Origin of the sequence: Hymenobacter daecheongensis DSM 21074 (assembly GCF_900141805.1) — a bacterium.
Lineage (GTDB): Bacteria > Bacteroidota > Bacteroidia > Cytophagales > Hymenobacteraceae > Hymenobacter > Hymenobacter daecheongensis.
This window is the reverse complement of the sequence record NZ_FQYN01000002.1, coordinates 246276-271891: the sequence shown is the minus strand read 5'-3', so window position 1 is coordinate 271891 and position 25616 is coordinate 246276. Positions and strand designations below refer to the sequence as shown.

The 25616-nt window shown below is 61.4% G+C and carries 24 protein-coding genes; 15 read left to right on the top strand and 9 right to left on the bottom strand.

What is annotated here, in order from left to right; all coding sequences use genetic code 11:
* Positions 1-76 precede the first annotated feature (76 nt).
* The 6 genes from BUB62_RS04075 (at position 77) to BUB62_RS04050 (ending at position 5060) form a co-directional block, all read left to right on the top strand.
* Positions 77-1816, top strand: coding sequence for a helix-hairpin-helix domain-containing protein (locus BUB62_RS04075; protein ID WP_073107293.1), 1740 nt, complete (start codon positions 77-79; stop codon positions 1814-1816).
* A gap of 85 nt (positions 1817-1901) precedes the next feature.
* Positions 1902-2924, top strand: a complete 1023-nt coding sequence (locus tag BUB62_RS04070) for a glycosyltransferase family 9 protein (RefSeq protein ID WP_073106525.1) — start codon at positions 1902-1904, stop codon at positions 2922-2924.
* 74 nt (positions 2925-2998) lie between these two features.
* Positions 2999-3313, top strand: a complete 315-nt coding sequence (locus BUB62_RS04065) for a hypothetical protein (RefSeq protein WP_073106522.1) — start codon at positions 2999-3001, stop codon at positions 3311-3313.
* A gap of 5 nt (positions 3314-3318) precedes the next feature.
* Positions 3319-3765 carry an OsmC family protein gene (locus BUB62_RS04060; RefSeq protein WP_073106519.1) on the top strand — a complete coding sequence of 149 codons (447 nt, stop codon included), beginning with the start codon at positions 3319-3321 and terminating at the stop codon, positions 3763-3765.
* Between the two features lie 208 nt (positions 3766-3973).
* Positions 3974-4240 carry a UBP-type zinc finger domain-containing protein gene (locus tag BUB62_RS04055; protein ID WP_073106516.1) on the top strand — a complete coding sequence of 89 codons (267 nt, stop codon included), beginning with the start codon at positions 3974-3976 and terminating at the stop codon, positions 4238-4240.
* A 166-nt stretch (positions 4241-4406) separates the two neighbouring features.
* A complete protein-coding gene (locus BUB62_RS04050) occupies positions 4407-5060 on the top strand; it encodes a hypothetical protein (RefSeq protein ID WP_073106513.1) in 654 nt (217 codons plus the stop codon).
* A gap of 95 nt (positions 5061-5155) precedes the next feature.
* Here the strand turns inward: BUB62_RS04050 and BUB62_RS04045 are convergent, their stop codons facing one another.
* Positions 5156-7444, bottom strand: coding sequence for a T9SS type A sorting domain-containing protein (locus BUB62_RS04045; protein WP_073106511.1), 2289 nt, complete (start codon positions 7442-7444; stop codon positions 5156-5158).
* Between the two features lie 230 nt (positions 7445-7674).
* A complete protein-coding gene (serS, locus tag BUB62_RS04040) occupies positions 7675-8949 on the bottom strand; it encodes a serine--tRNA ligase (RefSeq protein ID WP_073106508.1) in 1275 nt (424 codons plus the stop codon).
* A gap of 564 nt (positions 8950-9513) precedes the next feature.
* Here serS and rho point away from each other — a divergent pair.
* Positions 9514-11619, top strand: coding sequence for a transcription termination factor Rho (gene rho / locus BUB62_RS04035; protein ID WP_073106505.1), 2106 nt, complete (start codon positions 9514-9516; stop codon positions 11617-11619).
* Positions 11620-11691: 72 nt separating this feature from the next.
* Here rho and BUB62_RS04030 read toward each other — a convergent pair whose 3' ends face one another.
* A complete protein-coding gene (locus BUB62_RS04030) occupies positions 11692-12408 on the bottom strand; it encodes a hypothetical protein (RefSeq protein ID WP_143164019.1) in 717 nt (238 codons plus the stop codon).
* Positions 12409-12562: 154 nt separating this feature from the next.
* Between BUB62_RS04030 and BUB62_RS04025 the strand changes: the two genes are divergently transcribed.
* Positions 12563-13231, top strand: a complete 669-nt coding sequence (locus BUB62_RS04025) for a DsbA family protein (RefSeq protein WP_073106499.1) — start codon at positions 12563-12565, stop codon at positions 13229-13231.
* 58 nt (positions 13232-13289) lie between these two features.
* Here the strand turns inward: BUB62_RS04025 and BUB62_RS04020 are convergent, their stop codons facing one another.
* The 3 genes from BUB62_RS04020 to BUB62_RS04010 form a co-directional block, all read right to left on the bottom strand.
* Positions 13290-13910 (bottom strand): hypothetical protein, encoded by a 621-nt coding sequence (locus BUB62_RS04020; RefSeq protein ID WP_073106496.1) that lies wholly within the window; start codon positions 13908-13910, stop codon positions 13290-13292.
* A gap of 83 nt (positions 13911-13993) precedes the next feature.
* Positions 13994-14896 (bottom strand): UbiA family prenyltransferase, encoded by a 903-nt coding sequence (locus tag BUB62_RS04015; RefSeq protein ID WP_234988624.1) that lies wholly within the window; start codon positions 14894-14896, stop codon positions 13994-13996.
* A 111-nt stretch (positions 14897-15007) separates the two neighbouring features.
* Positions 15008-15850, bottom strand: coding sequence for a hypothetical protein (locus BUB62_RS04010; protein ID WP_073106490.1), 843 nt, complete (start codon positions 15848-15850; stop codon positions 15008-15010).
* A gap of 119 nt (positions 15851-15969) precedes the next feature.
* Here BUB62_RS04010 and BUB62_RS04005 point away from each other — a divergent pair, with 119 nt between their 5' ends.
* From BUB62_RS04005 to BUB62_RS03980, 6 genes are all read left to right on the top strand, one after another.
* Positions 15970-16620, top strand: a complete 651-nt coding sequence (locus BUB62_RS04005; RefSeq protein ID WP_073106487.1) for a hypothetical protein — start codon at positions 15970-15972, stop codon at positions 16618-16620.
* A 159-nt stretch (positions 16621-16779) separates the two neighbouring features.
* Positions 16780-17073: a winged helix-turn-helix domain-containing protein gene (locus tag BUB62_RS04000; RefSeq protein WP_073107290.1), complete on the top strand. Its 294-nt coding sequence runs from the start codon at positions 16780-16782 to the stop codon at positions 17071-17073.
* 59 nt (positions 17074-17132) lie between these two features.
* Positions 17133-18785, top strand: coding sequence for a DUF4153 domain-containing protein (locus tag BUB62_RS03995; protein WP_073106484.1), 1653 nt, complete (start codon positions 17133-17135; stop codon positions 18783-18785).
* Positions 18766-19014, top strand: coding sequence for a hypothetical protein (locus tag BUB62_RS03990; protein ID WP_143164018.1), 249 nt, complete (start codon positions 18766-18768; stop codon positions 19012-19014). The genes BUB62_RS03995 and BUB62_RS03990 overlap by 20 nt, the downstream gene beginning before the upstream one ends.
* Positions 19011-19370: a hypothetical protein gene (locus BUB62_RS03985; protein ID WP_073106478.1), complete on the top strand. Its 360-nt coding sequence runs from the start codon at positions 19011-19013 to the stop codon at positions 19368-19370. The genes BUB62_RS03990 and BUB62_RS03985 overlap by 4 nt, the downstream gene beginning before the upstream one ends.
* Before the next feature lie 294 nt (positions 19371-19664).
* Positions 19665-22040, top strand: a complete 2376-nt coding sequence (locus tag BUB62_RS03980) for a transglycosylase domain-containing protein (RefSeq protein WP_084538811.1) — start codon at positions 19665-19667, stop codon at positions 22038-22040.
* A gap of 158 nt (positions 22041-22198) precedes the next feature.
* On the opposite strand, the gene BUB62_RS03975 is transcribed toward BUB62_RS03980, so the two are convergent.
* From BUB62_RS03975 to BUB62_RS03965, 3 genes are all read right to left on the bottom strand, one after another.
* Entirely contained in the window at positions 22199-23116 is a 918-nt protein-coding gene (locus BUB62_RS03975) for a TIGR01777 family oxidoreductase (RefSeq protein ID WP_073106474.1), read from the bottom strand.
* Positions 23117-23207: 91 nt separating this feature from the next.
* Positions 23208-23882 carry a GTP cyclohydrolase I FolE gene (gene folE / locus BUB62_RS03970; RefSeq protein ID WP_073106471.1) on the bottom strand — a complete coding sequence of 225 codons (675 nt, stop codon included), beginning with the start codon at positions 23880-23882 and terminating at the stop codon, positions 23208-23210.
* Positions 23875-24282 carry a 6-pyruvoyl trahydropterin synthase family protein gene (locus BUB62_RS03965; protein ID WP_073106468.1) on the bottom strand — a complete coding sequence of 136 codons (408 nt, stop codon included), beginning with the start codon at positions 24280-24282 and terminating at the stop codon, positions 23875-23877. The genes folE and BUB62_RS03965 overlap by 8 nt, the downstream gene beginning before the upstream one ends.
* 297 nt (positions 24283-24579) lie before the next feature.
* On the opposite strand from BUB62_RS03965, the gene BUB62_RS03960 reads away from it, so the two are divergent.
* Positions 24580-25290, top strand: a complete 711-nt coding sequence (locus tag BUB62_RS03960; RefSeq protein WP_143164017.1) for a hypothetical protein — start codon at positions 24580-24582, stop codon at positions 25288-25290.
* The last annotated feature ends 326 nt before the right edge of the window (positions 25291-25616 follow it).

Here is a 25616-nt window from a genome sequence, read left to right as displayed (position 1 = left end):
TCGGGGGCTGGCTTTTGGTTTTTGGCTCGCCCAGCAACCAAAAACCAGGAACCAGAAATCAAAAATCAGCCACCAAGTGGACAACCGCGCCCTCATCCGTGCCTTCCGCCTCACCGCGTCGCTCATGGAGCTGCACGACGAAAACCCGTTCAAAACCCGGGCCTACGAAGGCACCGCCGCCGTGCTGGAACGTCTGGAAAGCCCCGTGGCCGACATGGACCGCACCGGCCTGCCCGACCGCACCGGTCTGAGCAAAACCGCCGCCGCCAAAGTGGCCGAGCTGCTCGATACGGGCACCTTCCCCGAAATGCAGAAGCTGCTCGACAGCACCCCACCCGGCGTGGTGGAGATGCTGGGCATCAAAGGCATCGGCCCCAAGAAAATTCGGGCGCTGTGGCGCGAGCTGGGGCTGGAAAGCATTGAGCAGCTGCGCGAAGCGGCCGAAAACGACGAGGTGAGCAAGCTCAAAGGCTTCGGCAAAAAGACCCAGGACATGATCTTGGCCGCCCTCGAATTCAACCAGGAAAACCGCGGCAAGCTGCTCTACCCCCAGGCCGAAACCCTGGCGGAAGAGTTGGCCAAGCACCTGCGCGACGCGCTGAAAACCGACCAGGTGGCCGTGGCCGGCGAGGTGCGCCGCCGCCTCGAAGTGGTAGAAACCGTGCTGCTGGTGGCCGCCACCGCCCAGCCCTGGCAGGCCCACGCGCTGCTTAGCACGCTAGACGGCCTCACGCCCGAGCCCGCCCGCTCGGGCCCGTTTGCCTGGCGCGGCACGGCCACGGCCTCGGGCGTGAAGTTGGCGGTGCATATAGTGCGGAAGGAAGATTTTGTCAACCAGCTGTTTCTGCTCACCGGCACCGAGGCGCACCTGAGCGAGCCGCTGGGCGGCCCGGTCGGCTCATTGCGGCAGCTGGCGCAGCGGGAGCGGTTTTATCAGGAACAGGCCATTTACCAGACCGCCGGGCTGCAATACGTGGAGCCGGAGCTGCGCGAAGGCCAGGGCGAAATTGCCCTGGCCAAAGAGCAGAAGCTACCTGCGCTGATTGAGGAAAGCGACCTGCGCGGCTCCCTGCACAACCACAGCACCTACTCCGATGGTGCCCACACGCTGCGCCAGATGGCCGAGTTTCTGCGCGCCAAAGGCTACGAGTACCTCGGCATCTGCGACCATTCGCAGGCCGCGCACTACGCCAATGGCCTGAGCCCGGAGCGGGTGCGCCAGCAGCAGCGCGAAATCGACCAGCTGAACCAGGAACTGGCCCCGTTTCGCATCTTCAAGGGTATTGAAAGCGACATTCTCTCCGACGGCGGCCTCGACTACGCGCCCACGGTGCTCGAAACCTTCGATTTCATCGTGGCCTCGGTGCACAGCAACCTGCGCATGGACGAGCGCAAGGCCACCGAGCGGCTGCTGCGGGCCATTGCCAACCCCTACACCACTATGCTGGGCCACCCCACCGGCCGCCTGCTGCTGCGCCGCGAAGGCTACCCTATCAACCACAAAGCCGTTATCGACGCCTGCGCCAAGCATAACGTCATCATCGAAATAAACTCCAACCCCTGGCGGCTCGACCTCGACTGGCGCTGGGTGCGCTACGCCCTCGACCAGGGCGTGCGCCTCAGCCTGAACCCCGATGCCCACCATACCGACGGCTACGCCGACATGCGCTACGGCGTGATGATGGGCCGCAAGGGTGGCCTCACCAAAGGCATGACCTTCAACGCACTAAGCGCCGACGAAATGGCCGCCTACTTCGCGGAGCGCAAAGCCGGCATCAAGCCCGCCGAAGAGTTCAAAGCCACGCTTTTTAGCTAAAAAAAGCTTTAAGCCTCAAGCTACAAGCTGCAAGCCTTCTGATACAGCTTGTAGCTTGAGGCTTAAAGCTTGTAGCTCGTAATCCATGAAAATTCTCGTTCTGCGCTTTTCCTCCATCGGCGACATCGTGCTGACTACGCCGGTGGTGCGGGCGCTGAGGCAGCAGGTGCCCGGCGCGCAGGTGCATTTTGCCACCAAGCCGGCCTACCGCGGCCTCGTGGCCAATAATCCGCATGTGGCGAAGGTGCATTGCCTCACCGGCTCGCTCAATGAGCTGGTAGCTGAGCTGCGCGCCGAGCAGTTCGACTACATCGTTGACCTCCACAACAACCTGCGCACGCGGCTTATCAAGCTGCAATTAGGCGTGAAATCCAGCAGCTTCGACAAGCTGAACGCGCAGAAGTGGCTGCTGGTCAATCTGAAGGTAAACCGGCTGCCGCCCGTGCACATCGTGGAGCGCTACCTGGCCGCCGCTGCCCCGCTGGGCGTGCGCGACGACGGCCACGGCCTCGATTATTTTATTCCCGCCCAGGATGAAGTAACCATTGCCACCGCGCTGCCCGCCGCGTTTCAGACCGGCTACGTGGCCTTCGCCATCGGGGCGCAGCACGCCACCAAGCGCCTGCCCACCGAGCGCATCATCGAGCTGTGCCGACAGCTGCAGCGCCCCATCGTGCTGCTCGGCGGCCCCGAAGACGCAGCCACCGGCAACGAAATAGTGGCCGCCTTGCAGCCCTCTGGGGACGAAAATTCACAACTCCCCAACTTCACAACTTCACCTCTCTACAACGCCTGCGGCAAGTTCAACCTGAATCAGTCGGCCTCGCTGGTGCGGCAGGCGCAGTTGGTTATCAGCCACGATACCGGGCTGATGCACATTGCGGCGGCTTTCGGCAAGGAAATCATCAGCATTTGGGGCAACACGGTGCCGGAGTTTGGCATGTACCCGTTTCGCACCGAGTTCCGGGTGTGGGAAGTGCGCGGGCTGGATTGCCGGCCGTGCTCCAAAATCGGCTACGCCAAATGCCCGCGCGGCCATTTTCGGTGCATGCGGGATATACAGTTTGACCTGGAGCCGCCGCTGGGGACACCCGTCGCCAACCCCTGAAGCGGAGCGTGCGGAATGGGTTGCTAAAGCATAGAAAAACCACTATCTTTTAGTGCTCCACCAATCTCCCGGCCATGAATCACCCTTCCTACGATACGCTGCTTCAGGCCGTGCGCGACCTGCAGAAGCGCGGCTACACCAACGACTTCAACATCGTGGACGGCCACGTGCTGCACTGTCCGGGCCTCGATCTGAAGCTGCACCCGCAGCATTTTCATGTCCGCGAGTTCTACCGCTTCGAGGGCGACAGCGACCCCGGCGACGAAAGCGTGGTGTACGCCATCGAATCGGAGCGGGGCGTGAAAGGACTGCTGGTGAGTGCATTCGGCGCGTATTCGGAGCCCCTGAACGACGAGCTGATGCACAAGCTCAACATGCCCCAAGGCTAAGCCCGATGACCGACGCCAACGACAAAGCCGTGCTGGTGAAAGTAGGGCCCGAGGCGCTGCTGGCCGAAGTGCAAGCCGGCCGCCACACCTTTTTTCTGGATGAGCCCGTGGATGTAGGCGGCCAGGACCGCGGCCCCACGCCCTACGACCTGCTGCTGGCGGCGCTGGGGGCCTGTACGGCCATCACGCTGCGCCTCTACGCCACCCGCAAAAAGTGGCCCCTCGAAGCCATTGAAGTGCGCTTGAGCCACCAGCGCGTGCACGAGCAGGACTGCGAGAAGTGCGAAGAGCCCGGCCAGGCCCTCGACGAAGTGCAAAAGGAGCTGCGCCTGCTGGGCCCGCTCAGCGAGGAGCAGCGCCAGCGCCTGGATGTAATTTCGCAGAAATGCCCGGTGCAGAAAACCCTCATGGGCAGTCTGCGCATCGTCACGCGCCTGGTGCCGGCATCTTAGCTGTTACTGAATGCGGGGTGTAGAGACGCATACTTGCGTCTCCTCGTTGAACGACAACGCCCTGCCGGCGCGGCCGAGGAGACGCAAGTATGCGTCTCTACATCGTTCCAGCGACCTTTTAGCTAATGTCAATAGCTTCTTGGCTTTTGGCAGAACAACGTACCGGCCTGTCAGCACATCATTGAATCAATACATCAGCACATCAAAAATGGCCCTCTGCTCACACCTCGCCACCCTCGAAACCCTGCTGCCGGCGCCTGCCGGGCACGTCTGCCCCGAGTGCGTGGCCCTCGGCGACAAATGGGTGCATTTGCGCCTGTGCCAGACCTGCGGCCACGTCGGCTGCTGCGACTCATCCAAAAACAAGCACGCCACCCGGCATTTTCAGGCCACCGCGCACCCGGTCATCACCTCGGCCGAGCCCGGCGAGCAGTGGGCCTGGTGCTACGTAGATAGTCAGATGGCCGAATACTGAGGCCCGGGCCACGTCTGTTGGCCTACTGCAGAAAAATGTTTCCCAATACGGAAGTTATTTTTTCTTTTCGCGCAGCAAGGCAGGAGTTAATGGAGTAAATTTGATGGCATTTTTGGCACCTGCAAGCGGCCAGGCTCTCATTCTCCCATTCATTCCTCATTCCTACATGCGTATCTCTACTTTGCCGTCGTTGGCCCTCGTGCTGCTGACGCTCCTTTTCACCGCCTGCGGTCCTTCCATTTATCTGGCTCAGGATTTCCGCGCCTACGCGCCCAAGCACAAAACCGTAGCCATTCTGCCCGCCAGCGTCACGATGCAGCTGCGCCCCAACGAAGCCCGGCGCGTCTCGGCCGACCAGCAGCGCGACATGGAGCAGAAGAGCGGTATTGATTTTCAGGGCCAGATTTATTCTTGGCTGTTGCGCCGCGGTCAGCAGCGCGGCTATACCGTCACCTTCCAGGATGTAGCCCAGACCAACGCCCTGCTGGCCCAACAGCACGTTGCGTATGCCGACATGGCCAAGCACACCCCGCAGGAGCTGGCCAAAATGCTCGGCGTAGATGCCGTGCTGACCACCAGCGTGCGTACCACCAAGCCCATGAGCGAGGGCGCAGCCGTGGCTATGGGACTGTTGGTAGGCGCCTGGGGCGCTACTAATCAGGCCAATATCACCGTCAATATTCACGAGAATGAAGCTGGAAAGCTGCTATGGAAGTACGATTTCCTGGCTGCGGGCTCCGTATTCTCTTCTACCGAGAATATTGTGAATATGCTGATGCGCAACGCCTCCAAGAAATTCCCCTACACCCCCAAAGTTTAGTACCCAAACGTACCAGGCAGCTTGCGCCAGATGCCAGCAAAACGGCCGCCCCTCCTGCGAGGGGCGGCCGTTTTATCTTTAAGCCGGCAGCTGTATTACTGTAGAAGCACTTGGCGGCTGCTTTGCTGTCCGGCCGAATTGGTCACGCGCAGGATATAATACCCACGCGGAAGCGTGGCCACTAGTACTTCGAAGCGTTGTCCGGCGTAGGTTTGCTTGGCAGAATACACTGCCCGGCCGGTTGCATCGAGTAGATGAATAGTACAAGCTGAAAGCAGCGCCGGGGCAGCGAGCTGAATTTGCAACTGGCTGGTGGCAGGGTTAGGATAGACCTGCAGATCCGCCGCCCAGTGAGCAGCTGCGCGGCTGGCGGTAGGAAAGGCAGCTCCTTGCAAAAAGGTCGTAACCGAATGCGCTCCAGAATTAGCGATGGTTACATCCGGCCGGCCATCGGCATTCACATCCCCAACAGCTAAGCTGCGCGGGGAGCCGGCCGCAAAAAAATCCTGCTGCGGAATCAGGCTGCCATTCGTATAGGAAAGCACCTGCAGCTCATTGCCCTGCGCCGACACCAGCAGTACTTCAGGCTGAGCATCGCCATTCAGATCGGCCACAGCCAGCCCATTGCCGTAAACGCCGGCCTGCATAGCCGCCTGAAATTGACCGGTGCCATCATTGCGCAGCACCAACATGGAGGAACTGACCCCGTTTGTGGTCAGCAGCTCAGGTCGGCCGTCGCCCGTAAGATCCGCGGCGAAGATGAGTTCAGGTACGCCTACTACAGGTATCGTGAGCGGAGTCGCGAACTGGCCGTTTCCCAGGTTGCGCAAAATGACAATGGTGTAATTCTGCGGATGGCTTACAGCCAGATCCAGCCGCCCATCTCCATCCACATCCGTGGCAACAAGGCCGCTGGAAAATGCGCCAGTTGTCAAATAGCTCGGCCCGGAAAGCTGCCCCGAGGCCGTGCCCAGCAGTACCGCTACAGTATTGGCCGCCGTGCCGGATACGGCCAAATCCAGGCGGCCATCGGCATTGAAGTCGGCGGCCACTACACCGGTCGGATTGCCGGATAGGGGGACTGAAGTGGCCGGTGTAAGCTGGCCAGTGCCGGTGTTATTCAGCAATACCGACAAGGAGGCCGCTCCACGATTGGCCGTCACGGCATCCAGGTGGCCATCACCGTTGATATCAGCCAGCGTTACATCTTCAGGGCGGGTGCCTACAGGATAGGTTACGGCTGTGCCCAGGCGGCCATCGGGTTGCCGGAGCAGCACGGCCAGCTTGCTGTTGGCCACAGTAGGACTGCCGCTGACGGTTACGACATCCGGATAACTGTCGCCGTTGAGGTCGCCTTGCACCATGCGCAACGGGCCGGCCGGTACATCAATCGGGGCCGAGGCGGCGGTGGCAAACCGGCCGTTTCCCGCGTTGGGCAGCACTGTTAGGGCCACGGAGTTGCTCTGCACAAAATTCGCCGTAATCAGGTCCGGCCGGCCATCACCAGTGAGGTCTGCTACTGCGAGGTCATATGGCGTGCCTCCCGCCGCGAAGGTGCCGGCATTGCTGAACGTGCCCGTAGCGGCGCCCAGTAGCACTGTCACATCGTTACTCACACTGTTTGACACTGCCAGATCCGCAATGCCGTCGGCATTCACATCGGCCCGCACCAACCCCGAAGACCCCAGCCCGGCAGCATACGCCGTAGGGGCAGCAAACCCCGTGGCGGTGGCCATTGCCACGCTCACAGCCCGGCCATCGTAGTCGGCTTGCGCCACGTCGGGGCGGCTATCAGCATTGAAATCGGCTACCACCAGATCGAGCCCTGCCTGGGCACCCGCATAGCGGCCCACCGAAGTCAGGCTGCCGCTACCCGCGTTGCGCAGTACCTCAAAAGTGGCGCGGCCGTTGGAAACTACCACATCCAGCCGGCCATCGGCGTTCATATCGGCCACGGCAATGCCTTCGCCACCCTGCGGCAACACCACCGGGGTCAGAATTGGACCGAAGGTGCCATTGCTCAAGCCGGGAAAGACGTATACCAGTGCATCTGTGCTGACGGAGCCTAACACGGCCAAATCAGCCCGGCCATCGCCGGTAAGGTCGCCAATGGCTAAGTCATACACGACGGCGCTGTTTGGCAGCGGATAATCCTGAGCCGCACCAAACAGCCCGCTACGGTTGTTCAGCAGCACTGAAACCGAGTGACTATTGTAGTTAGTGGTTGCCAGATCGGGGTAGGTGTCAGCATTGAAATTCCCCGCAACTATGGCATTCGGAGTTGAGCCGACGGTATAGTTAACGGGGGTGCCGAGCTGGTTCGCGGCTCCGTTCAGCAAAACGCCCACGCTGTTTCCGACCAAGTTGGCTGTAGCCACATCCATGCGTCCGTCCCGGTTAAGGTCTGCAGTCACCACCGCGCGCGGAGCTTGCGGATACAAGGAAGAAACGCCGTATCCAATTGGCTGCGGAAAATTGCTGCCCGACTGAGCAAAGCCAGCAATGCTTGCCATCAGCGACACGCCGGCAGTGAGGATAATGGATGGATGATTCATATATGGACTCAAGTGATTTAAGTAGTTTGAATATCTGTAAGCAGCTTTTTGATAACCGCTTACCCTATTTTCTCAAATCCGCAGTACGAGTGCAGCACTTGCGGCAGCCGGATGCCGTCGGCGGACTGGTTGTTTTCCAGCAGCGCGGCCACGATGCGGGGCAGGGCCAGGGCCGAGCCATTGAGCGTGTGCAGCAGTTGCATTTTGCCGTTTTCGTTGCGGTAGCGCAGCTTCAGGCGGTTGGCCTGGTAGGTTTCAAAGTTCGAAGCCGAGCTTACTTCCAGCCAGCGGCCCTGCGCGGCGCTCCACACCTCCAGATCGAAGGTGAGGGCCGAGGTGAAGCCCATGTCGCCGCCGCACAGGCGCAGGATGCGGTAGGGCAGCTCCAACTTCTGCAGCAGCCCTTCGATGTGGGCCACCATGCCATCCAGGGCCGCATAGCTGTTTTCGGGCTGCGTAATCTGCACGATTTCCACCTTGTCGAACTGGTGCAGGCGGTTGAGGCCGCGCACATCGGCACCCCAGCTGCCGGCCTCGCGGCGGAAGCAGGGCGTGTAGCCCGTGTTGCGAATGGGCAGCTGCTCTACCGGCACAATCTCGTCGCGGTACAGGTTCGTGATGGGCACCTCCGAGGTCGGAATCAGGTAGAGGTCGTCCTTGGCATCGTGGTACATCTGGCCTTCCTTGTCGGGCAGCTGGCCGGTGCCGTAGCCGCTGGCCTCGTTCACCAAGATCGGGGGCTGAATCTCGTCGTAGCCGGCATCGCGGGCTTCGTCCAGAAAGAAGTTGATGAGGGCCCGCTGCAGGCGCGCGCCCTGCTTCTTGTATACCGGAAAACCCGCGCCGGTAATCTTGTTGCCCAGCTCGAAGTCGATGATGTCGTACTTTTTGATCAGGTCCCAGTGGGGGAGGGCGTCGGCAGGCAGCTCGGGCTTGCGGCCGCCTTCGCGCACCACCTCATTGTCTTGGGCGCTGCGGCCTTCGGGCACGCTGCTATGGGGCAGGTTCGGGAGCTTGTAGAGGGTTTGCTGCAGCGTGTGCTCTACCTGCGCCAGCTCATCGGCAGCGGCTTTGGTTTGCTGCTTTAGCTCGGCGGTGCGCGTTTTCAGGGTTTCGGCCCCGGCTTTGTCGCCGCTTTTCATCAGGCCGCCAATCTGCCGGGCCAGCTCGTTGGCCTCGGCCTGGGCCAGGTCGTGGGCCGTTTGCAGGTCTTTGCGGCGCTGATCGAGGCTGAGAATGGCCGCCACGTCGGCCTCAGCGGTTTTGTAGTGCTTTTTGGCCAGCCCGGCCAGCACCAGCTCGGGGTTTTCTTTGAGGACGGAAACTTGCAGCATAAGGCAGAAAACGCGAATTTGAACGCCGGCAAAAGTAGGTTTTTTTGAGAAGTGCCCCCGCTAAAGCGCCGAAGTTTATGCCGGCCGCCGCTGCCAGGGCTGCCCTTCTGCCCACGCCGCCCGGCCCGCCATAGGCCTGGGGTGCCCCAAAAACGAACCAACCCGCTCACGCCGCAGTTGAAACAACTGGGAGCGGCCCCGGTCGCCTCACCACTTTCCGCGGCCCGCAAAACCGAAAATCTGGAGCCGCAAGCCACGCCCTCCCGGCCAGGCAGAACGACTACCGGCCAGCCAGTTAAAAAATCGGCATCCCATTTGGCGGTTCCGGCGTATTACGCTAACATTGCGTAAGTGAATCGGCCGCTGATGCCGGACCCGGAGCCAGTTTTTGCCCGCGCACGGTCCGAATTATCCCCAGCGCCGCCCCGTACCACCCTCGTTTCTCGTTCCGAATCCCCCGTGCTACGCGCCGCGCCGCGGCTGCCCCTCGTTTGTCCGGATTGGCCTGTGTTGCTCCGTGTCGGCTTCGTACCCGCTCGTTTTTCTCCCCCCCCGTTTTAGTGTATGTACAATATTGAAGAGTTGAAGGACCGTTTGCTTTCCGAGCTGAAGGAAATAGCAGAGAAGCTGAATGTTGGTAACTTCAAAAAACTCAGCAAGCAGGACCTTATCTATAAGATCCTGGATCAGCAGGCCATCACGCCAACTGACAAGCTCCCCAGCAAAGTGACAACCGCTGACGATAAGCCCGCGGCCGCGCCGTTGGCTTTTTCCGATGTGGCTCCGGCCGCTTCGGCGGCAGCGGCTCCGGCTGCCCGCCGCGAGCCCGCCGCGCCCCGCGCTACGGCTGCCCGCGCCGTGCGCTCTACGCCGCCCGCCCCGGTGGCGGTGCGCCCCCTCAAAGCCGCCGCGCCGGTAGCCGAAGCCCCGGTGCCGGTGGCCACGGAAGCGCCGGCCGCCGCAGAGCCCGCGCTGGCTCCGGTGCTGAACGGTGAGTCGGCTGATGGGGCCGAGCGGCCCGTTAAAGTGTATCAGCGCCCCGAGCGCCGCACCCGCACCGACCAGCGGACCGAAAAGCCGGCCGCCGATGCCGCCGGCCCCGACGCGCCGGCCGTGGTGATGCCCGAAGCCCCGGCCGTAGATGCGGCTGCCGCGCCGGTTGCCCCTGCCGAAACCGCACCGGCTGCCCCCACCATGGCCCCATTCGTGTACCGTGAGCCCCGCCCCGAAAATGGCACCGGCCGCGACCAGCGCGAAGGCAACCGGGAGCCGCGGGAAGGCCGCGAGTCCCGCGGCGACTATCGCAACGACGCACCCCGCGAAAACCGCGACCAGGGCCGCCGCGACGACCGCCCGATGCGTACCGATGCACCCCGCGAGCCGCGCGAAAACCGCCCCGACCGTTCTGACCGCCTCGACCGCCCGGACCGGGCCGAGCGCGACCAGGCCCGCCGCGAAGACCGCTCGGCTCTGCGCGACCAGCAGCGCCAAGGCCGGCAGGGTGGCGAGCAGGGCCAGCAAAACCAGGCCGCCCGCACTCCCCGCAACGATTTCGATATTTCGATTCCCAGCGAAGGTACGCTGGAGATGATGCCCGACGGCGGCTACGGCTTCCTGCGCAGCCCCTTCTACAACTACCTGGCCTCGCCCGACGACATTTATGTGTCGCCGGCGCAGGTGAAGCAGTTTGCGCTGAAAGCCGGCGACACGGTGAAATGCACCATCCGGCCGCCACGTGAGGGCGAGAAATACTTTGCCCTGCTGGGCGTGGATGGCATAAACGGCCGCACCGTGGAAGAAGCCCGGGACCGGATTCCATTTAGCCACCTCACGCCGCTGTTTGCGGAGGAGCGCCTAAAGCTGACCACCAAGTCGACCCAGCTCAGCACCCGCATCATGGACCTGTTTGCGCCCATCGGCAAGGGGCAGCGCGGCCTGATTGTGGCGCAGCCCAAAACCGGCAAAACGGTGCTGCTGCAGGAAATTGCCAACGCTATTTCCGAAAATCACCCCGAAGTGTACCTCATCATTCTGCTGATTGATGAGCGCCCCGAGGAAGTGACGGACATGGCCCGCTCGGTGAAGGCCGAAGTGCTCAGCTCCACCTTCGACGAAACCGCCGACCGCCACGTCAAAATCGCCAGTATTGCCCTGGATAAGGCCAAGCGCCTCGTGGAATGCGGCCACGACGTGGTGATTCTGCTCGACTCGATTACCCGCCTGGCCCGGGCCTACAACACGGTGCAACCGGCTTCCGGCAAAATCCTGTCGGGGGGTGTGGATGCCAACGCGCTGCACAAGCCCAAGCGCTTCTTCGGCGCGGCCCGCAACGTGGAAAACGGCGGCTCGCTCACCATCATCGCCACGGCCCTGATTGAAACCGGCTCCAAGATGGACGAGGTAATCTTTGAGGAATTCAAGGGCACCGGCAATATGGAATTGCAGCTGGACCGCAAGCTGGCCAACAAGCGCGTGTTCCCGGCCATCGACATCCCGGCTTCCGGCACCCGCCGCGAAGACTTGCTGATGGGCAAAGAGGAGCTGAACCGCATCTGGGTGCTCCGCAAGTTCATGGCCGACATGACGGCCATCGAAGCCATGGAATTCCTGAAGGACCGCATCAAGAATACCAAGAGCAATGAGGAGTTCCTGGTGTCGATGAACGGCTAAGACTGAGTTGAATCAAAATAAAAAGGCCCGTTGCAGTAATGCAGCGGGCCTTTTTATTTGTGCTGAGTTCTGCTAACTGGCAGTGTCAAGCTGCTCTAAAACAAAGGAAATTCGGGTGCCGTCGTAGAAGCGGTAGTGCACTTCGGTGAAGCCGTAGCGGGGGTGGAAGTAGAAGTCGAGGTAGCTGGTGCCCAATCGGCTGTGCTGGCCTACTGCCTCGATCAGCCAGCAACCGCTCAGATCCTGCTTGCCGTAGCGGCGGGTTGCCGGGGCTTTCACGTGGTAGGTGGGCTGGACGCTGCCTTTAAAAGCGCCCCAGCCGCCCATGATAAACAGCCGGCCCCCGCGCCAACTCTTGCCTGGGTGCAGCAAAGCCGGTTTTACCTGCGGGAAGGGCGCTACCTCCGTGTAGGCGTACTGGTTGCTGCGGAAAGGATGAATCCAGATTTCCTGCGGGTTTTCTATCACCCCGGTCACGGTGGAATACTGCCACTGCCAGGCGTATGGTTTGCGCACGTCCTGCGTTTGCGGGTTGGGGCGGGCAGAAAACGTCAGCGAGTCGGCGGGGCGGTAGGAATACTGCACTGTGCAGGCGCTCTGGCGTTTGGGCTGGCCCACCCAAGGCTGGCCGGAGGGCTGCATCGTTATCCGCTCCCGCGACAACGTGTCGCCGGTCGGGCTGATATACACCGCCCGGTAGTGGTACGTCCGTTGCGCACTGAAAATAACCAGGCTGTCGGGAGCTGACGCTGTTGAGAGATAGAAGGCAGAAATAAGGAGTACGAGCATAGCTAAGAGAGAATAAATAGCGCCAAATGGTGGCAAATCAGACTAAAAAAGGCCTTCTTAATGTATTAGGGTGACCGAGCCTAAAAATTTGGGCAACCTGTGGCGGGCCTTCGAAGTTGCTGCATAAGGCTCTGCCGCTACCTTTGCCCCACGTATGGAACAAGCCCCCGACCTCCCCGAAATTCTCTACATTTTCGACCCACTCTGCGGCTGGTGCTATGGCATGAGCCCCGTGATGCAGCGCATCAAAGCCGACTACGCGGGCCGCGTGGCGGTTTCGGTGCTGTGCGGTGGCATGGTAACGGGCGAGCGGGTGGCTCCCATCGGGGCAGCGTGGGGCTATATCGAAGGCGCTTTGGCTCAGGTAGAGCAGGCGGCCGGCGTGGAGTTCGGGGCCGCGTTCCGGGCGCTGGGGGCTGAGGGCCGCAACATCCAGGATTCGGAGCCGCCCTGCCGCGCCATCACCATCTTCCGGCAACTCGACGAGCAGGACCGCGCCATCAACTTCGCGCACGACATTCAGCAGGCGCATTTCTATCATGGCCACGATCTGAACGACCCGCGCACCTACGAAGCGCTGGTAGCCGCCTACGGGCTGGATCTGGCGGAGTTCCGGCGGCGCTGGCTGCTGCCCGAAACCGCCGCCGCCACGCAAAAGGAGTTTGCGGCCGTGGCCCAGATCGGGGTGCAGGGCTTCCCCACCATCATTCTGCGCGTCGGCAACCAGGGCTATCTGCTGGCCCGCGGGTTTCAGCCCTATGCGCCCTTTGCCAGTGGTCTGGAGCAGGCGCTCAGGCAGGCTGCGGAAGAAGCCGAAAAATAGGCTGCCTGAATGGTTTTCGGGTTCTGAAATTGCCCGTTGTCCCCGTCAGCTGAAGCACTTAGCCCCCGAAGCCGGGCAGCTGCACCACCTGTTTTTTGAGCGGCGACCACACCACGCGGCGCGCGTCTTCCTTGCCCACCAGATACTGAAAGCCGATGGTTTTGGGCTGTCGGCGCAACTCGTCCCAGGCGGCGCGGTCGAGCGTGCCGGGCTGGTAAGCTTGCTGGGGAGAAATGGCGGGGGTGCGGAAGTTTTTATCGGCGAAAAACTCGTCCATGCGCTTCCGCACGAAGGCTTCGCGCTCGGTGGCGGTGGCCGTGCTCTGCTTCATCTCATACACCAGCGAAGCTTCCAGATCGGCGGCGCTCAACACTTCGCGGAAGATTACCTGTCCGCTGCCATCGGTGATGGTAAGCGTGGCCTCGCCGCCCAGCAGGCTAGATCCGCGCAGCGCCAGAGTGAAGACATCGGGCGTGGTAGGGGAGGAGAACAGGTGGCGGCGGCGCACCACTTTGAGCGTGTCGGACTGGGCCGTGACGGCCGGGGCGCGGGCCGTATCGAGCGGCTCGGCCGCGGCGGGCGCTTCGCTTGGCGGGGTCGGGCCGGTGGTCTGAGCCGAGTCAGGGGCGGAGCAGGCAGTGGCGAGAACAAACAGGACGGCGAAGGCAACGGCGCGCATAGCTGATAGGAGGGGAGGTAGGCCTGCAAATACGCAACGGGAGGGCAAACTGTTGGAGCAGCTGCCACGCCTCCCACCCTGCGTTAGCGCCAGTGAACCAGCACAAACATGACGATAAACGCCGCGCTCAGGCACAACGACGACACCTGGTTCATACGCATGGTGTGCTCAAAGTCGGCGGCGGCGGCATCTTGCCACACGGCCCAGGCCCAGCGCGCAAACAGCACGACCACCGGCCCGGTAGCCACCAGAAAAATACTCAGGTTGCGCATTTCGCCCCGCAGCCAGTAGGTGCCGGCCAGCACCGCCGCGCCCAGCAGCAGGCCCCCGGCGGCAAAGACAAACGTGCCGCGCAGCCCCAGCCACAGACTCAGCGTCTGGTCGCCGCGCTGGCGGTCTTCCTGGTGCTGATACACCTGCGTGAGCGGGTAGGAGCCGCACAAAAAGAGCGTGCTCACCAGCGCCAGTAGCAGGTTGGTTTTTTCCAGAATAGCGCCCCAGGAAGCCCCCACGCCCACTTGCGTCATCAGAAAAGTGAAAGCACCCTGGAATACCACCACCACGAGCGTACTCACGAACGGGTACTTTTTGAGCCGGATGCCCTCGTAGCTATACGCTTTGGAAACCAGCAGATACACCGCCACCAGTGCCGCAAACAACGGCGACAATAGCCACGCCCCCAGCACGGCCAGCGCATCAAAGAGCCACACCAGATGAATCAGCTCCTCCGATACTTTCGGCGGCGCCTTCAGCCCCCCGATGCTGCCTTCATCCCGGTCGTAATAAGAGTTATAGCCGTTGGATGCCGGGTAGGCCAGCAGGTGCAGCACCACAAACACGCCCCCGGCCCGCCACCCGCTCACCGGCCCGCGCAACGCACTCAGCCCAAACCAAAACACGGGCATCAGATACACCGAAAACGGGATGCGCAGCAGCGGCAGCGCCTTTTTGTAGGTAGTAATTAGCAAGGAAGAATGAGCGGGCAAGGGTAAGAAATTGACAACTTGAAATCTGCTTTTAACGGCTGTGCTGCCCTGCGGCTGTCGCCTGGCGGCAAGAAACCATTTATTGTTCACTCCTGCTTAGCAATTACAGTTTCAGGTTGCCAAATAGCCGCGCCGCGGCCGTGCTGCGGCTGGGGTTTGTTCCGTGACTCTCGGCCAGCCAATCAGATACGTCACCTCGGAGCGAGTAAGCGGGTTGCGCACTTTGCCGGCCTGCCACTGAAATTGGCCCTCGGGGTCGGCGCGGCGGGCCAGGGCCAGCAGCTGGGCCGGCGGGTACATGCGCAGCAAGGAAACCGTGCCGTCCCAGATGGTGCAGAGCGGAATCAGGGGAATGATATAGGTGAAAAACAGCCGACTGAGGCTGAAAGGCCGGATAAACGGCGTAGTGAGCAGCTGCACCACCGGCAGCACCAACCAGGCCAGCAGCAGCTCATACCAGTGCTTGCCCGCGCCCTCAAATACCCCGATGCCCGCGTTTTGCCGCACCGCATCGGCCAGCATAGCCTCAGCCGCGGCGGACGGAAAATGGTGGAATGCGGAAAATACCGTCCGAAATCCCACAAGGCCCGTCGGCACCGCCGTGGCATCCACGGGCGCGGGCGCGAAGCTGATGCCGCCCTGGGTGCGCTCATGCAACAATTGCCAGGCGGCCGGCTGCGGGTATAGGTCGGAGAGAGTAACGCGCACGTCGGGCAGGCCCGCGGCCCGCAGGCTGCGCCACACGCCTTCGGTGCCGCCACCGGCTCCGGCACACAGCTCCAGCAGGTGCGGCTGGCCGGTGCGCACCAGCGCCTCACGCAGCAGCGGCACAATGGGCTGGTAGATGCGCAGCAGCGAAATGGTGAAGCGCAGGTAGTCCATCATGCCCGCCCGGATTACTTTCGGGAACCAAGGCAAATCTTCAAACTCGAATAGCTGGAGGCGGAATTTCACGGGGGTAAGTACGCAGGCAACGGCGCAGGGCCGCTCAGCCGCCGGAAAATATTTTTGGCCGCGAAGTTGAATGTGCGAAAACTAAACCTAACTTTGTAGTGCAAAGTGCTCTGAAAAATATGAAGTCCGCTCCCGATCCGCTTGCCCAGCTCACCGAGATTCGCGCCATTATGGAGCGCTCTTCCCGCTTTTTGTCGCTCAGTGGCCTCTCTGGGGTGGGGGCGGGCGTGGTGGCGCTGACCGGTGCGGCCGTGGGGCACTGGTATCTGCAAACGCAATATGGCACCGAGTACGGCGCGCCGGGCTTTCTACGGCTCATGGAGCAGGGCACCGCGGCCGAGCGGCAGGCGGCGCTACCGTTTCTGCTGGCCTTGGCCGTGGGCATGATTTCGCTGGCGCTGGCGGTGGCCTACTACTTCACGCGCCGCCGGGCCGTGCAGGAGGGCCGGCCGCTGTGGGATGCCCCGGCCCGCCGCCTGCTGCTGAGCTTGGCCGTGCCGCTGGGCGCGGGCGGCTTGTTCTGCCTGGCGCTGTATCTTCGCGGCGCGGCCTCGTTTGTGGTGCCGGGGCTGCTGCTGTTCTATGGCTTGGCCCTGCTCAACGCCTCCAAATACACCCTCGACGAAATCCGGCTGCTGGGCCTCACTCAGATGGGGCTGGGGCTGCTGGCCGTGCTGCTGCCCGGCTGGGGACTCATCTTTTTCGCTCTGGGCTTCGGGCTGGGCCACATCGGCTACGGCCTGCTCATGTACAACCGCTACGAAAGGTGAGATGGTGAAATAGTGAAATGGTGAGATGGTGAAATAGTGAGTTTGATATTCCGGCTGCGCTAACTGCGCCGAAAGCGCCACTTGCGCAAGCCGCACATCAAACTCACCAACTCACCACTTCACCACTTCACCAACTCACTATCTCACTATCTCACTATTGTGAAACACCTCATCCACACGCTTAATAAGGCTTTCGACAACCGCGTGCGGCTGGGAGTCATGGCCGTGCTGATGGCCAACGACTCCGTGAGCTTCAACGACCTCAAGGAAGCCCTCGACCTGACCGATGGCAACCTGGCCAGCCACGTTTCGGCGCTGGAAAAGGCGGGCTACGTGCTGGTGAGCAAGCAGTTTGTGGGCAAGAAACCCAACACGACGTACCAGGCTTCCAAAGAGGGCAAAACCGCTTTTCAGGAGCATCTGACCATTCTTGAAAAACTGCTGCGGGGCTGACGCGGTATTTTTTTGGGTTATTACTTTGAATTACAAAGTTCTTTCAAAATAAAAAATACATGACAACCATTTCTGCTTCTGCTGCCCAATGGCCGGTTTCCGGCCCGGCCCCGGCTCCACCTTTCCCGCTCACGGCCCTGCAAAAGCTGCTGCTGCCGGCGGGGGCCATCCTGTTCGACGTGCTGTTCTGGCAGGAGCGGGCGGCGCTGAATCTGCTGCTGTATACCCTGTTTGTGGTGGGCGGCGGGCTGGCCGGGTTGCCCCGCGCCGCGCCCGTCTGGCGCTCCGGCTACTTTTGGCTTACGCTAGCGGGCACGCTGCTAAGCGCGGAGGCGGTGGCGGTGCATGGCTCGGGCGCGGCCCGGCTGAGCTGCGTGGTGTCGTTGGCCGCGTGGCTGGGCTACGTAAACCAGGCCCACCTGAAGTTGGTGGGTTTTGCGCTGCTCACGGGCCTGGCCAACCTGCTGCCGGCCGCGCGGCGGCTGTTGCAAATGGTGCGCCTGCCGGCCAATGTGGGCGGGCAGCTGAGCCGCGCCTGGTACTACGGCCGCCTGCTGGGCCTGCCGCTGCTGGCGCTGGGGGTGTTCCATGTGCTGTTTGCGGTGGCTAATCCCCGGTACAGCGCCCTGACCAACCGGGCCCTGACGCTGCTGGGCGAGGCGCTGGAGCTCCTTTTTGAGCGGCTTTCCATTCCGCACCTGCTGTTTTTCGGGCTGGGACTGCTGCTCACGGCCGGCGGCGTGCTCATCCTGCCAGTGCATTTTTTTGCCGATCAGGAGTCGCGCTACGCGGAATTTGTGCGCCGGCAGCGCGACCGGGTGGCTTCCTTCGCCGTGCGTCGCCCCGATTTCCGCCCCCGCACCTTCCGCGCCCTCGATCTGCGCAAGGAATACCTGATGGCCCTGGGCCTGATCGGGCTGGTAAACGCGCTGCTGCTGGCTGTGAATGTCATCGACATCCGCTGGATCTGGTTCGGCTTCGTGCCGGCTCCGGGCTTCGATCTGACGCAGTTCGTGCACGAAGGCACCTACGCGCTGATTCTGAGCATTCTGGTGGCAATGGCCATCGTGCTGTGGTTTTTTCGCCGCAACCTGAACTTCTACCAGCCCGGCCTGCGCGTGCTGCGCTGGGGCGCTACCGTCTGGGTGCTGCAGAATGCGGTGCTGGCCGTGTCGGTGGGGCTGCGCAACTACTACTACATCCAGCATACGGGGCTGGCTTACAAGCGCATCGGGGTGTATGGCTTTCTGCTGCTCACGTTTTTTGGGCTGGGCACGGTGCTGCTCAAAATCTGGCAGCGCCGCTCGGCCTATGCGCTGGTGCGCCTGAATGCTGTGGCCGCCTACGCGCTGCTGCTGGTGCTGGCCGCCGGCAACTGGGAAATCTGGATGGTGCGCTACAACCTGCAGGCCCGCTTCCGGCAGGTCGACTACGGTTTCCTGCTCGACATGCCCGACCGGGTGCTGCCCGCGCTGGCCGCCCGCGAAGCCAGACTTGCCGGCCGCGAACTGAACCGCGAAGCCTATAACAATACCTGGGTGCCGCTTCCCCTACCCATGGCCCACCGGCTGCTGCACGCCCGCATCCGAAGCTTCCAGGCCCGGCAGGTCCGGCGGCGCTGGCCCAGCCACACCTGGGCCGACTACCAGGCCGCCCGCTACTTCGAGGCTCACCCACTTACCACCGCCAGCCATGCTCCAACTCTTCGTTAGCCTCGGAATGGTGCTGCTGTGCGCGGGCGGCGTGGCCCTACTAGCGCTGGTGCTGGCCTGGCAGGAACGCGCCGCTGCCCCCGACGTGCGCCGCCGCCGGCTGGTGTGGCTGGTGCTGCCCGTAGCCAGCGCTGTGCTGGCGCTGCTGCTAGGCGCGGTATTTCTACTCATGATGCTCTGGTCGCCGCAGGGCGCTGAGTTATTAGCCATTCGTAATCCGCTGCTATGACTGCCAGGCTTATCCGGTTTCTGACGCTGGTGCTCCGGCTGGTGCCGCCGCTGGCGTGGTGGGCGCTGGCGGGGCTGGTATTCAGCATCCTCAACGAAGGATTTCATCAGGAGCTATGGCCCAATACGCCCGCGGCCCGGCCGGTATTTATCAGCCTACTGCTCAGTTGTCTGATGGCGCTGCCCTGGGTGGCCGCCCACATTGCCTGGCATCTGTCCGGTGCCCTGGAAAGCTTCTTCTGGAAATCTGTATGGCGCTTCGTGGCCCTTGCGGGCTACGTCGGGGCCACTTTGGCCAGCGGGGGCGGGCTGGTGGCGCAGGGCTTTATGTGGCACGAGTGGCTTACGGCGCACTAAGCTGGCCGCCACCCCGCGCCGATGGTCCGCGCTCCAGAATTAATAATAGCTCAGCTGGCAAAACGCCCGCTTGCGGAGGTAGCCACAGGCTGACGGCAGTAACAGACAAAGAATACGAGGCCCAGTCGCCGCAGAGCGGGGCTTCTCATGAGTCAGAATACGCTCCGGAGCCGGGCCTGAAACTGACCGATAGTGAGGCTGCCAGGCAGGGGGGCACGCATAGGCCGCGCCTATCTGGTATATTTGCGGGCTAGTTGCCGGGGCTGAGGCCTCATCCGACTCAATCCGCTCCGAATGTCTGCCCCCGAACCGCCGAAAACTGCTCCTGCTCCCCGTCCTCCGCGTCGCTGGCCCAACATCGTGTCGCGCACCGTCTGGGGCTTTTTTGTCGTCTTCCTGGGCATCTTTCTGCTCTATCCTATCTTGGTGAAGAGCAACTTCCTGTTCCTGTTTGGCAAGTCGCCGGGGCTGGAGGAGCTGGAGAGCCCGAAGGTGGAGCAGGCCTCCGAATTGTACACCGCCGATGGCGTTTTGCTGGGCAAGTACTTCCGCGAAAACCGCGCCCCAGTCGCCTACAACAAGATTTCGCCCCTGCTCATCAAGGCCCTCATTGCCACCGAGGATGTGCGTTTCTACGACCATTCCGGCATCGACCTGACGGCCCTGGCCCGGGCCGTATCGGGCGGCGGCAAAAAGGGCGGAGGCTCCACGCTCACTCAGCAGCTGGCCAAAAACCTGTATAAGATCCGGCGCGGCGACCGGGGCCTGCTGGGGTATATTCCGCTGGTCAACATCTTGGTTATCAAAACCAAGGAATGGCTGACGGCCGTGGAGCTGGAGCGGCGCTACACTAAGGAGGAAATTCTGCGGATGTACCTCAATACCGTCGAATACGGCTCCAACGCCTACGGCATCAAGGTGGCTGCCAAGACGTTTTTCAACACCTCCCCCGACAGCCTCAAGCCCGCGGAAGCCGCTATGCTGGTGGGTGTTCTGAACAACCCCACGGCCTTCAACCCGCGCTTCCACCCCGAGGCGGCTCTGAAGCGCCGCAACGTGGTGCTGGAGCGCATGGGCCAGGCCAACGTGCTGCCCGCGGCCACCATTGCCGCGCTGCAAAAAGAGCCCATCGTGCTGCACTACCGCGTTGAAAAGCACATTGATGGCCCCGATACCTACTTCCGCGGGGCCGTGAGTCAGTTCGTGAACAAGTGGTGCGAGGCCAACGGCTACGATATGTACCGCGACGGCCTGCGCATCTACACCACCATCGATTCGCGGATGCAGCAGCACGCCGAGGAGGCCCTGCAAAACCGCATGAAGCGCCTGCAGCGCGACTTCGACAACTTCTGGCGCAACCGCGGCGGCAACCCCTGGGTGGACGACGAAGGCCACGAAATCCCGGACTTTATCGAAACCCAGATGAAGCGCACCGACCAGTACAAGCTGCTGGCCGCGCGCTACCGGGGCCAGCCCCAGCGCCTCGACTCGGCCCTGCACGCCAAGCGGCCCATGAAAGTATTTACCTGGAAAGGCGACGGCGACACCACGCTGGTGCTTTCGCCCCTCGATTCGCTGGCCTACTACAAGCGCTTCCTGCACGCGGGCATGATGACGATGGACCCCTTCACCGGCCACGTGAAGGCCTGGGTGGGCGGCATCAACTACCGCTTCTTCAAATACGACCATGTGAAGCAAGGCCGCCGCCAGGCCGGCTCCACCTTCAAGCCCTTCGTTTACCTCACGGCCCTCGACAACGGCTACTCGCCCTGCGACCGGATCCGCGACCAGCGCGTGACCATCAACTACGTCGAAAACGGCCAGCCCATGGAGTGGAAGCCCGACAACGTGACCCGCGAATACACCGGCATCAACATGACGCTGCGCCACGCCATGGCCCGCTCGGTAAACTCCGTAACGGCCCAACTGACCGAAAAGGTGGGTTGGGACAACGTGGTGAACTACGCTCACAAAGTCGGCATCAGCAGCCCGCTGCTCTCCGTGCCCAGCATCGGGCTGGGCTCGGGCGGCGATGTGAGCGTATATGAGATGGTGGATGCCTACAGCACGTTCGTCAACAACGGCTTCCAGAGCGAGCCGCAGTTCGTCACCCGCATCGAGGACCGCAACGGTAACGTCATCCACCAGTTCGACCCCAAGCAGAAGCGGGCCATTCCGTCGGAAACGGCCTGGCTGATGCTCTACATGCTGCGCGGCGGCATGGACGAGCCCGGCGGCACCTCCCAGGCCCTCTGGGACTATGAGCTGTGGAAAAAAGACAACCAGATCGGGGGCAAAACCGGCACCACCTCCAACTACTCCGACGGCTGGTATATGGGCGTTACCAAAGACCTCGTGACGGGCGTGTGGGTGGGTGGCGAAGACCGCAGCATCCACTTCCACGGCTCGCAGCAGGGCGAAGGCGGCCGCATGGCGCTGCCCATTTTCGGCGCCTACATGGAAAAGCTTTACCAGGACCCCGCCCTCGACATCACCATGGGCCCGTTCCCCAAGCCTACCACCAAAATCAGCAAGAAGTACATCTGCGTTTCCGAGTCGGAGCCGCGCCGCCGCCGCGCCGCGCCCGTGGATACCATTGCCACCGATAACCTGCTCGAACAGCTCAACAACGAGCCCGGCACCGCCGTGCCGGATAGTATCAAGCTATAAAGCCTGTCATTGCGAGGAGGCACGACGAAGCAATCCGTCCTCTGAAATGTAGAAAGCTCCTTTTCACCAGAAAGCCCTGACGTAGTGGATACGTCAGGGCTTTTCACACTTCAGAGGACGGATTGCTTCGTCCTTCGTCCTCGCAATGACAGAAAAGGCTATTCTTTCTCGGCGTAAAACGACTCCAGCGCCTCTTTCAGCACCGGATACTCAAACCGGAAACCCTGCCGCAGCACTTTCTCGGCGCTCACGCGCTGCGAGCCCAGCACGATTTCGCTCATCTCGCCCATCATCAGCTTCAGACCGAAAGCGGGCACTTTGGGCAGCACCAGCGGCCGGTGCATCACCTCGGCCAGCGTCTCCGTAAATTCCTGATTCGTGACCGGGTTCGGCGCTACGGCGTTGTAGGTACCCTGCCACTGCGGCTCTTCCAAGGCCTGGATAAACAGGCGGCACAGGTCGTCAAGATGAATCCAGGACATGTACTGCTTGCCCGAGCCCAGCGGGGCCCCGGCCATCATTTTCACGGTGCGGGCCAGCGGCACCAGCGCCCCGCCTTCGGTACTCAGCACAATGCCGATGCGCATCAGCACCGTGCGGATACCAAGCGCCTGCACCTGCTGCCCGGCCTTCTCCCACTGCTGCGACACGTCCACCAGAAAGTCGTCGGCCGAGGCGGGCGGCGTGTTTTCGTTCACCAACTGGTCGCCGGTATCGCCATACACGCCAATGGCCGAAGCCGACAGAAACGTGCGCACGTGCTGGTTGCCTTTGGCCAGCTCGCGGGCTATCAGGCTGGTGCCCTGGAGGCGGCTGGTCAGAATGTCGCGCTTGCGCTCATGGGTCCACTTGCCATCCGACACGCTGGAGCCGGCCAGGTTGATGATGTAGTCGGCGTAGGGCACAGCCGTCTCGTCGATGGTGCCGGCGGCGGGGTCCCAGCGGAAGCTGCGGTAGCGGCTCTGGCTGGGGTGGCGACTCAGGATGGCCACTTCGTAGCCGGCATCAATAAGCATCTCGGCCAGCCGCGTGCCAATCAGGCCGGTGCCACCAGTAATAAGTACTTTTCGAGACATGGGACGTTAGCGGTGGGCAGAAAGGAGTTGCGAAGAAGGCGGGGCGAAACGGGGCGCAAGCTAACAGCTACTCCGTAAACAGCCACATTTTTTACTTCCCGATCAGGCGCAGAAACTCGGTGCGCAAGGCCTCGTCCCGCTCGAAGGCACCGCCATATTCGGCCGTAATGGTGCTGCTGCCGGCATCGTTCACGCCCCGGCTCATCACGCACAGGTGGTCGGCTTCAATGAGCACGGCCACGTTGTTGGTATGCAGGGTCTGCTTGAGCTCTTCGGCAATCTGGCGCGTGAGGCGCTCCTGCACCTGCGGGCGCCGGGCGTAGTACTGCACCACGCGGTTGAGCTTGCTCAGGCCCACCACATGCTCGCCGGGCAGGTAAGCAACGTGCGCCTTGCCCATAATGGGTACGAAGTGATGCTCGCAGCACGAGAAAACCGTGATATCGCGCTCCACCAGCATCTGCTTATAGGCGTAGCGGTTCTCAAACAGCTTCACATCGGGGCGGTGCTTGGGGTCGAGACCCTTAAACCACTCGTGCACGTACATTTTAGCCACTCGGCGCGGCGTACCCTGCAAGCTGTCGTCGGTCAGGTCGAGGCCCAAGAGCTGCATAATTTCGCGGAAGTGCTCCGCGATACCGGCTATTTTGGCCTCGTCAGTAAGCGCGAAGGCATCGGCGCGGAGCGGGGCCCGCAGGTCGGCCGATAGGTGGGTATCGGGGAGGCCGGAGCCGTCGGGGCCCACCGCGGGTGCGGATTTATCCATGGTATTCTACAAAGTTACGGTCCGTCTCATATAGCGTGACCGATAGGGCCAGATGCGGCTCAAGGTGGGGCCGCAGCCGGTTCCAGATAACAACAGCTATGTTTTCGGCCGTCGGGTTCAGGTCCCGGAAGTCGACGGTGTCGAGGTTGAGGTTCCGGTGGTCAAAGGTATCCAGAATCTCGCGCTTCATTAGGTCGCTCAGGCGCTTCAGGTCATACACGTAGCCGGTTTCTGGGTCGATGTCGCCGGTCAGACGCACCGTCAACTCATAGTTATGTCCGTGATAGTGAGGGTTATTGCACTTGCCAAAAACCCGCTGGTTTTGCTCATCACTCCACGCGGGATTGTGCAAACGGTGGGCGGCATTAAAGTGCTCTTTTCGGCAGACGGTGATGGGCATAGTCGATAGTGAACCGTGCGAATCAGGTTTTGTTTGGCCCTTGCAGGCAGTCGTTCTAGTACGTATGTCCCGGTTTTTAGCTGTTCATTAGCTACTCAATGGCTCAATAGTCGGCTTTTTTGAAGAAAAACTATATATCGTATAATAAATCCAATAAAATGCCACTTCTTCAAAAAAAACAATCCGCTTATGTACGAACATCAAGGGAGTCTGGTTAAATTTGGTGAGCCAGATGCCCCATGGGAGGCTGGCTATTAGCGTTTGTAAACTCTTTCCTTTCAACCTTTTCATTGTAATATGAAACCAGGTGTACTTCTCTCCTTCCTGTTGGTGTGTGTGATGACGGTGACGGGCTACGCCCAGAAATCGCCGGTAGACGAGACGGACATGGCCATCAAGGGCATTCCCCGCAAAGGCCAGCGTGTTACGATTCAGTTGGATAGCAAGCGGGTGGACGACTCGTGGCAAAAGCAGCTGAGCGAAAAGTTCGGCAGCAAGTTCAAAGCCGATAAAGGCGTGTACACCATGGATGGTGTAGTTATCGAGGATATTTCCAAAACCCCGATCCGCGTCATCAGCAAAGTGGACGCTACGCCAACCGGCACCACCGTTTGGTGGTCTATTGACCTGGGCAATGCCTACCTGAGCAAGGATGCCACGCCGGTGCAGTGGAAATCGTCGGAGAAATACCTGAAGGATTTTGCTCGCATGCTCTACCGCGAAGACTTGGCCGTTCAGGTATCGGAAGCTGAAAAGGCGCTGGTTTCGTCGCAGAACAACCACATGGCCGTAATCTCGAAGGCCGATGCCATCAAGAAGGACATCGAGAAGAACAAGCTGAAGAAGCAGGAAATTCAGCAGCAGCTGGCCTCCAACGCCGCCGAACTGCTGCAATACAACAACCTGATCGACATGAACCTGAAAGAGCAGGAAGCCGCCCGCGCCGACATTGTGAACATGCGCGTGGCCCTAGAAGCTGTGAAGGACCGCATGAACAAGATTGAGTAGTACGACCTGCCACTCGCAGTCAGTCATAAAAAAATCCCCGCCAGCAATGGCGGGGATTTTTTTATGACTGGCTGCGAGTGGCGTACACAAATCACCAAGCTATGTAATTCCTATAGCTAGCCACTGCAGCAGCCACAGTTTCCTTATCGAGAACCAATCTGTTCCCTACTGCCTCAACTGCTTCCTGCCAGTATGATTCGGAGCATCTCTTCTTGTTGTTGGGTTTATCCACTTTAAGGCCTAAGGCATGCCGTGCTTTAGATATGATACAGGGAGCCAATTCTCTATCGTTATGTATGAAGGCCATGTCGTCGTAGTTAAATCTG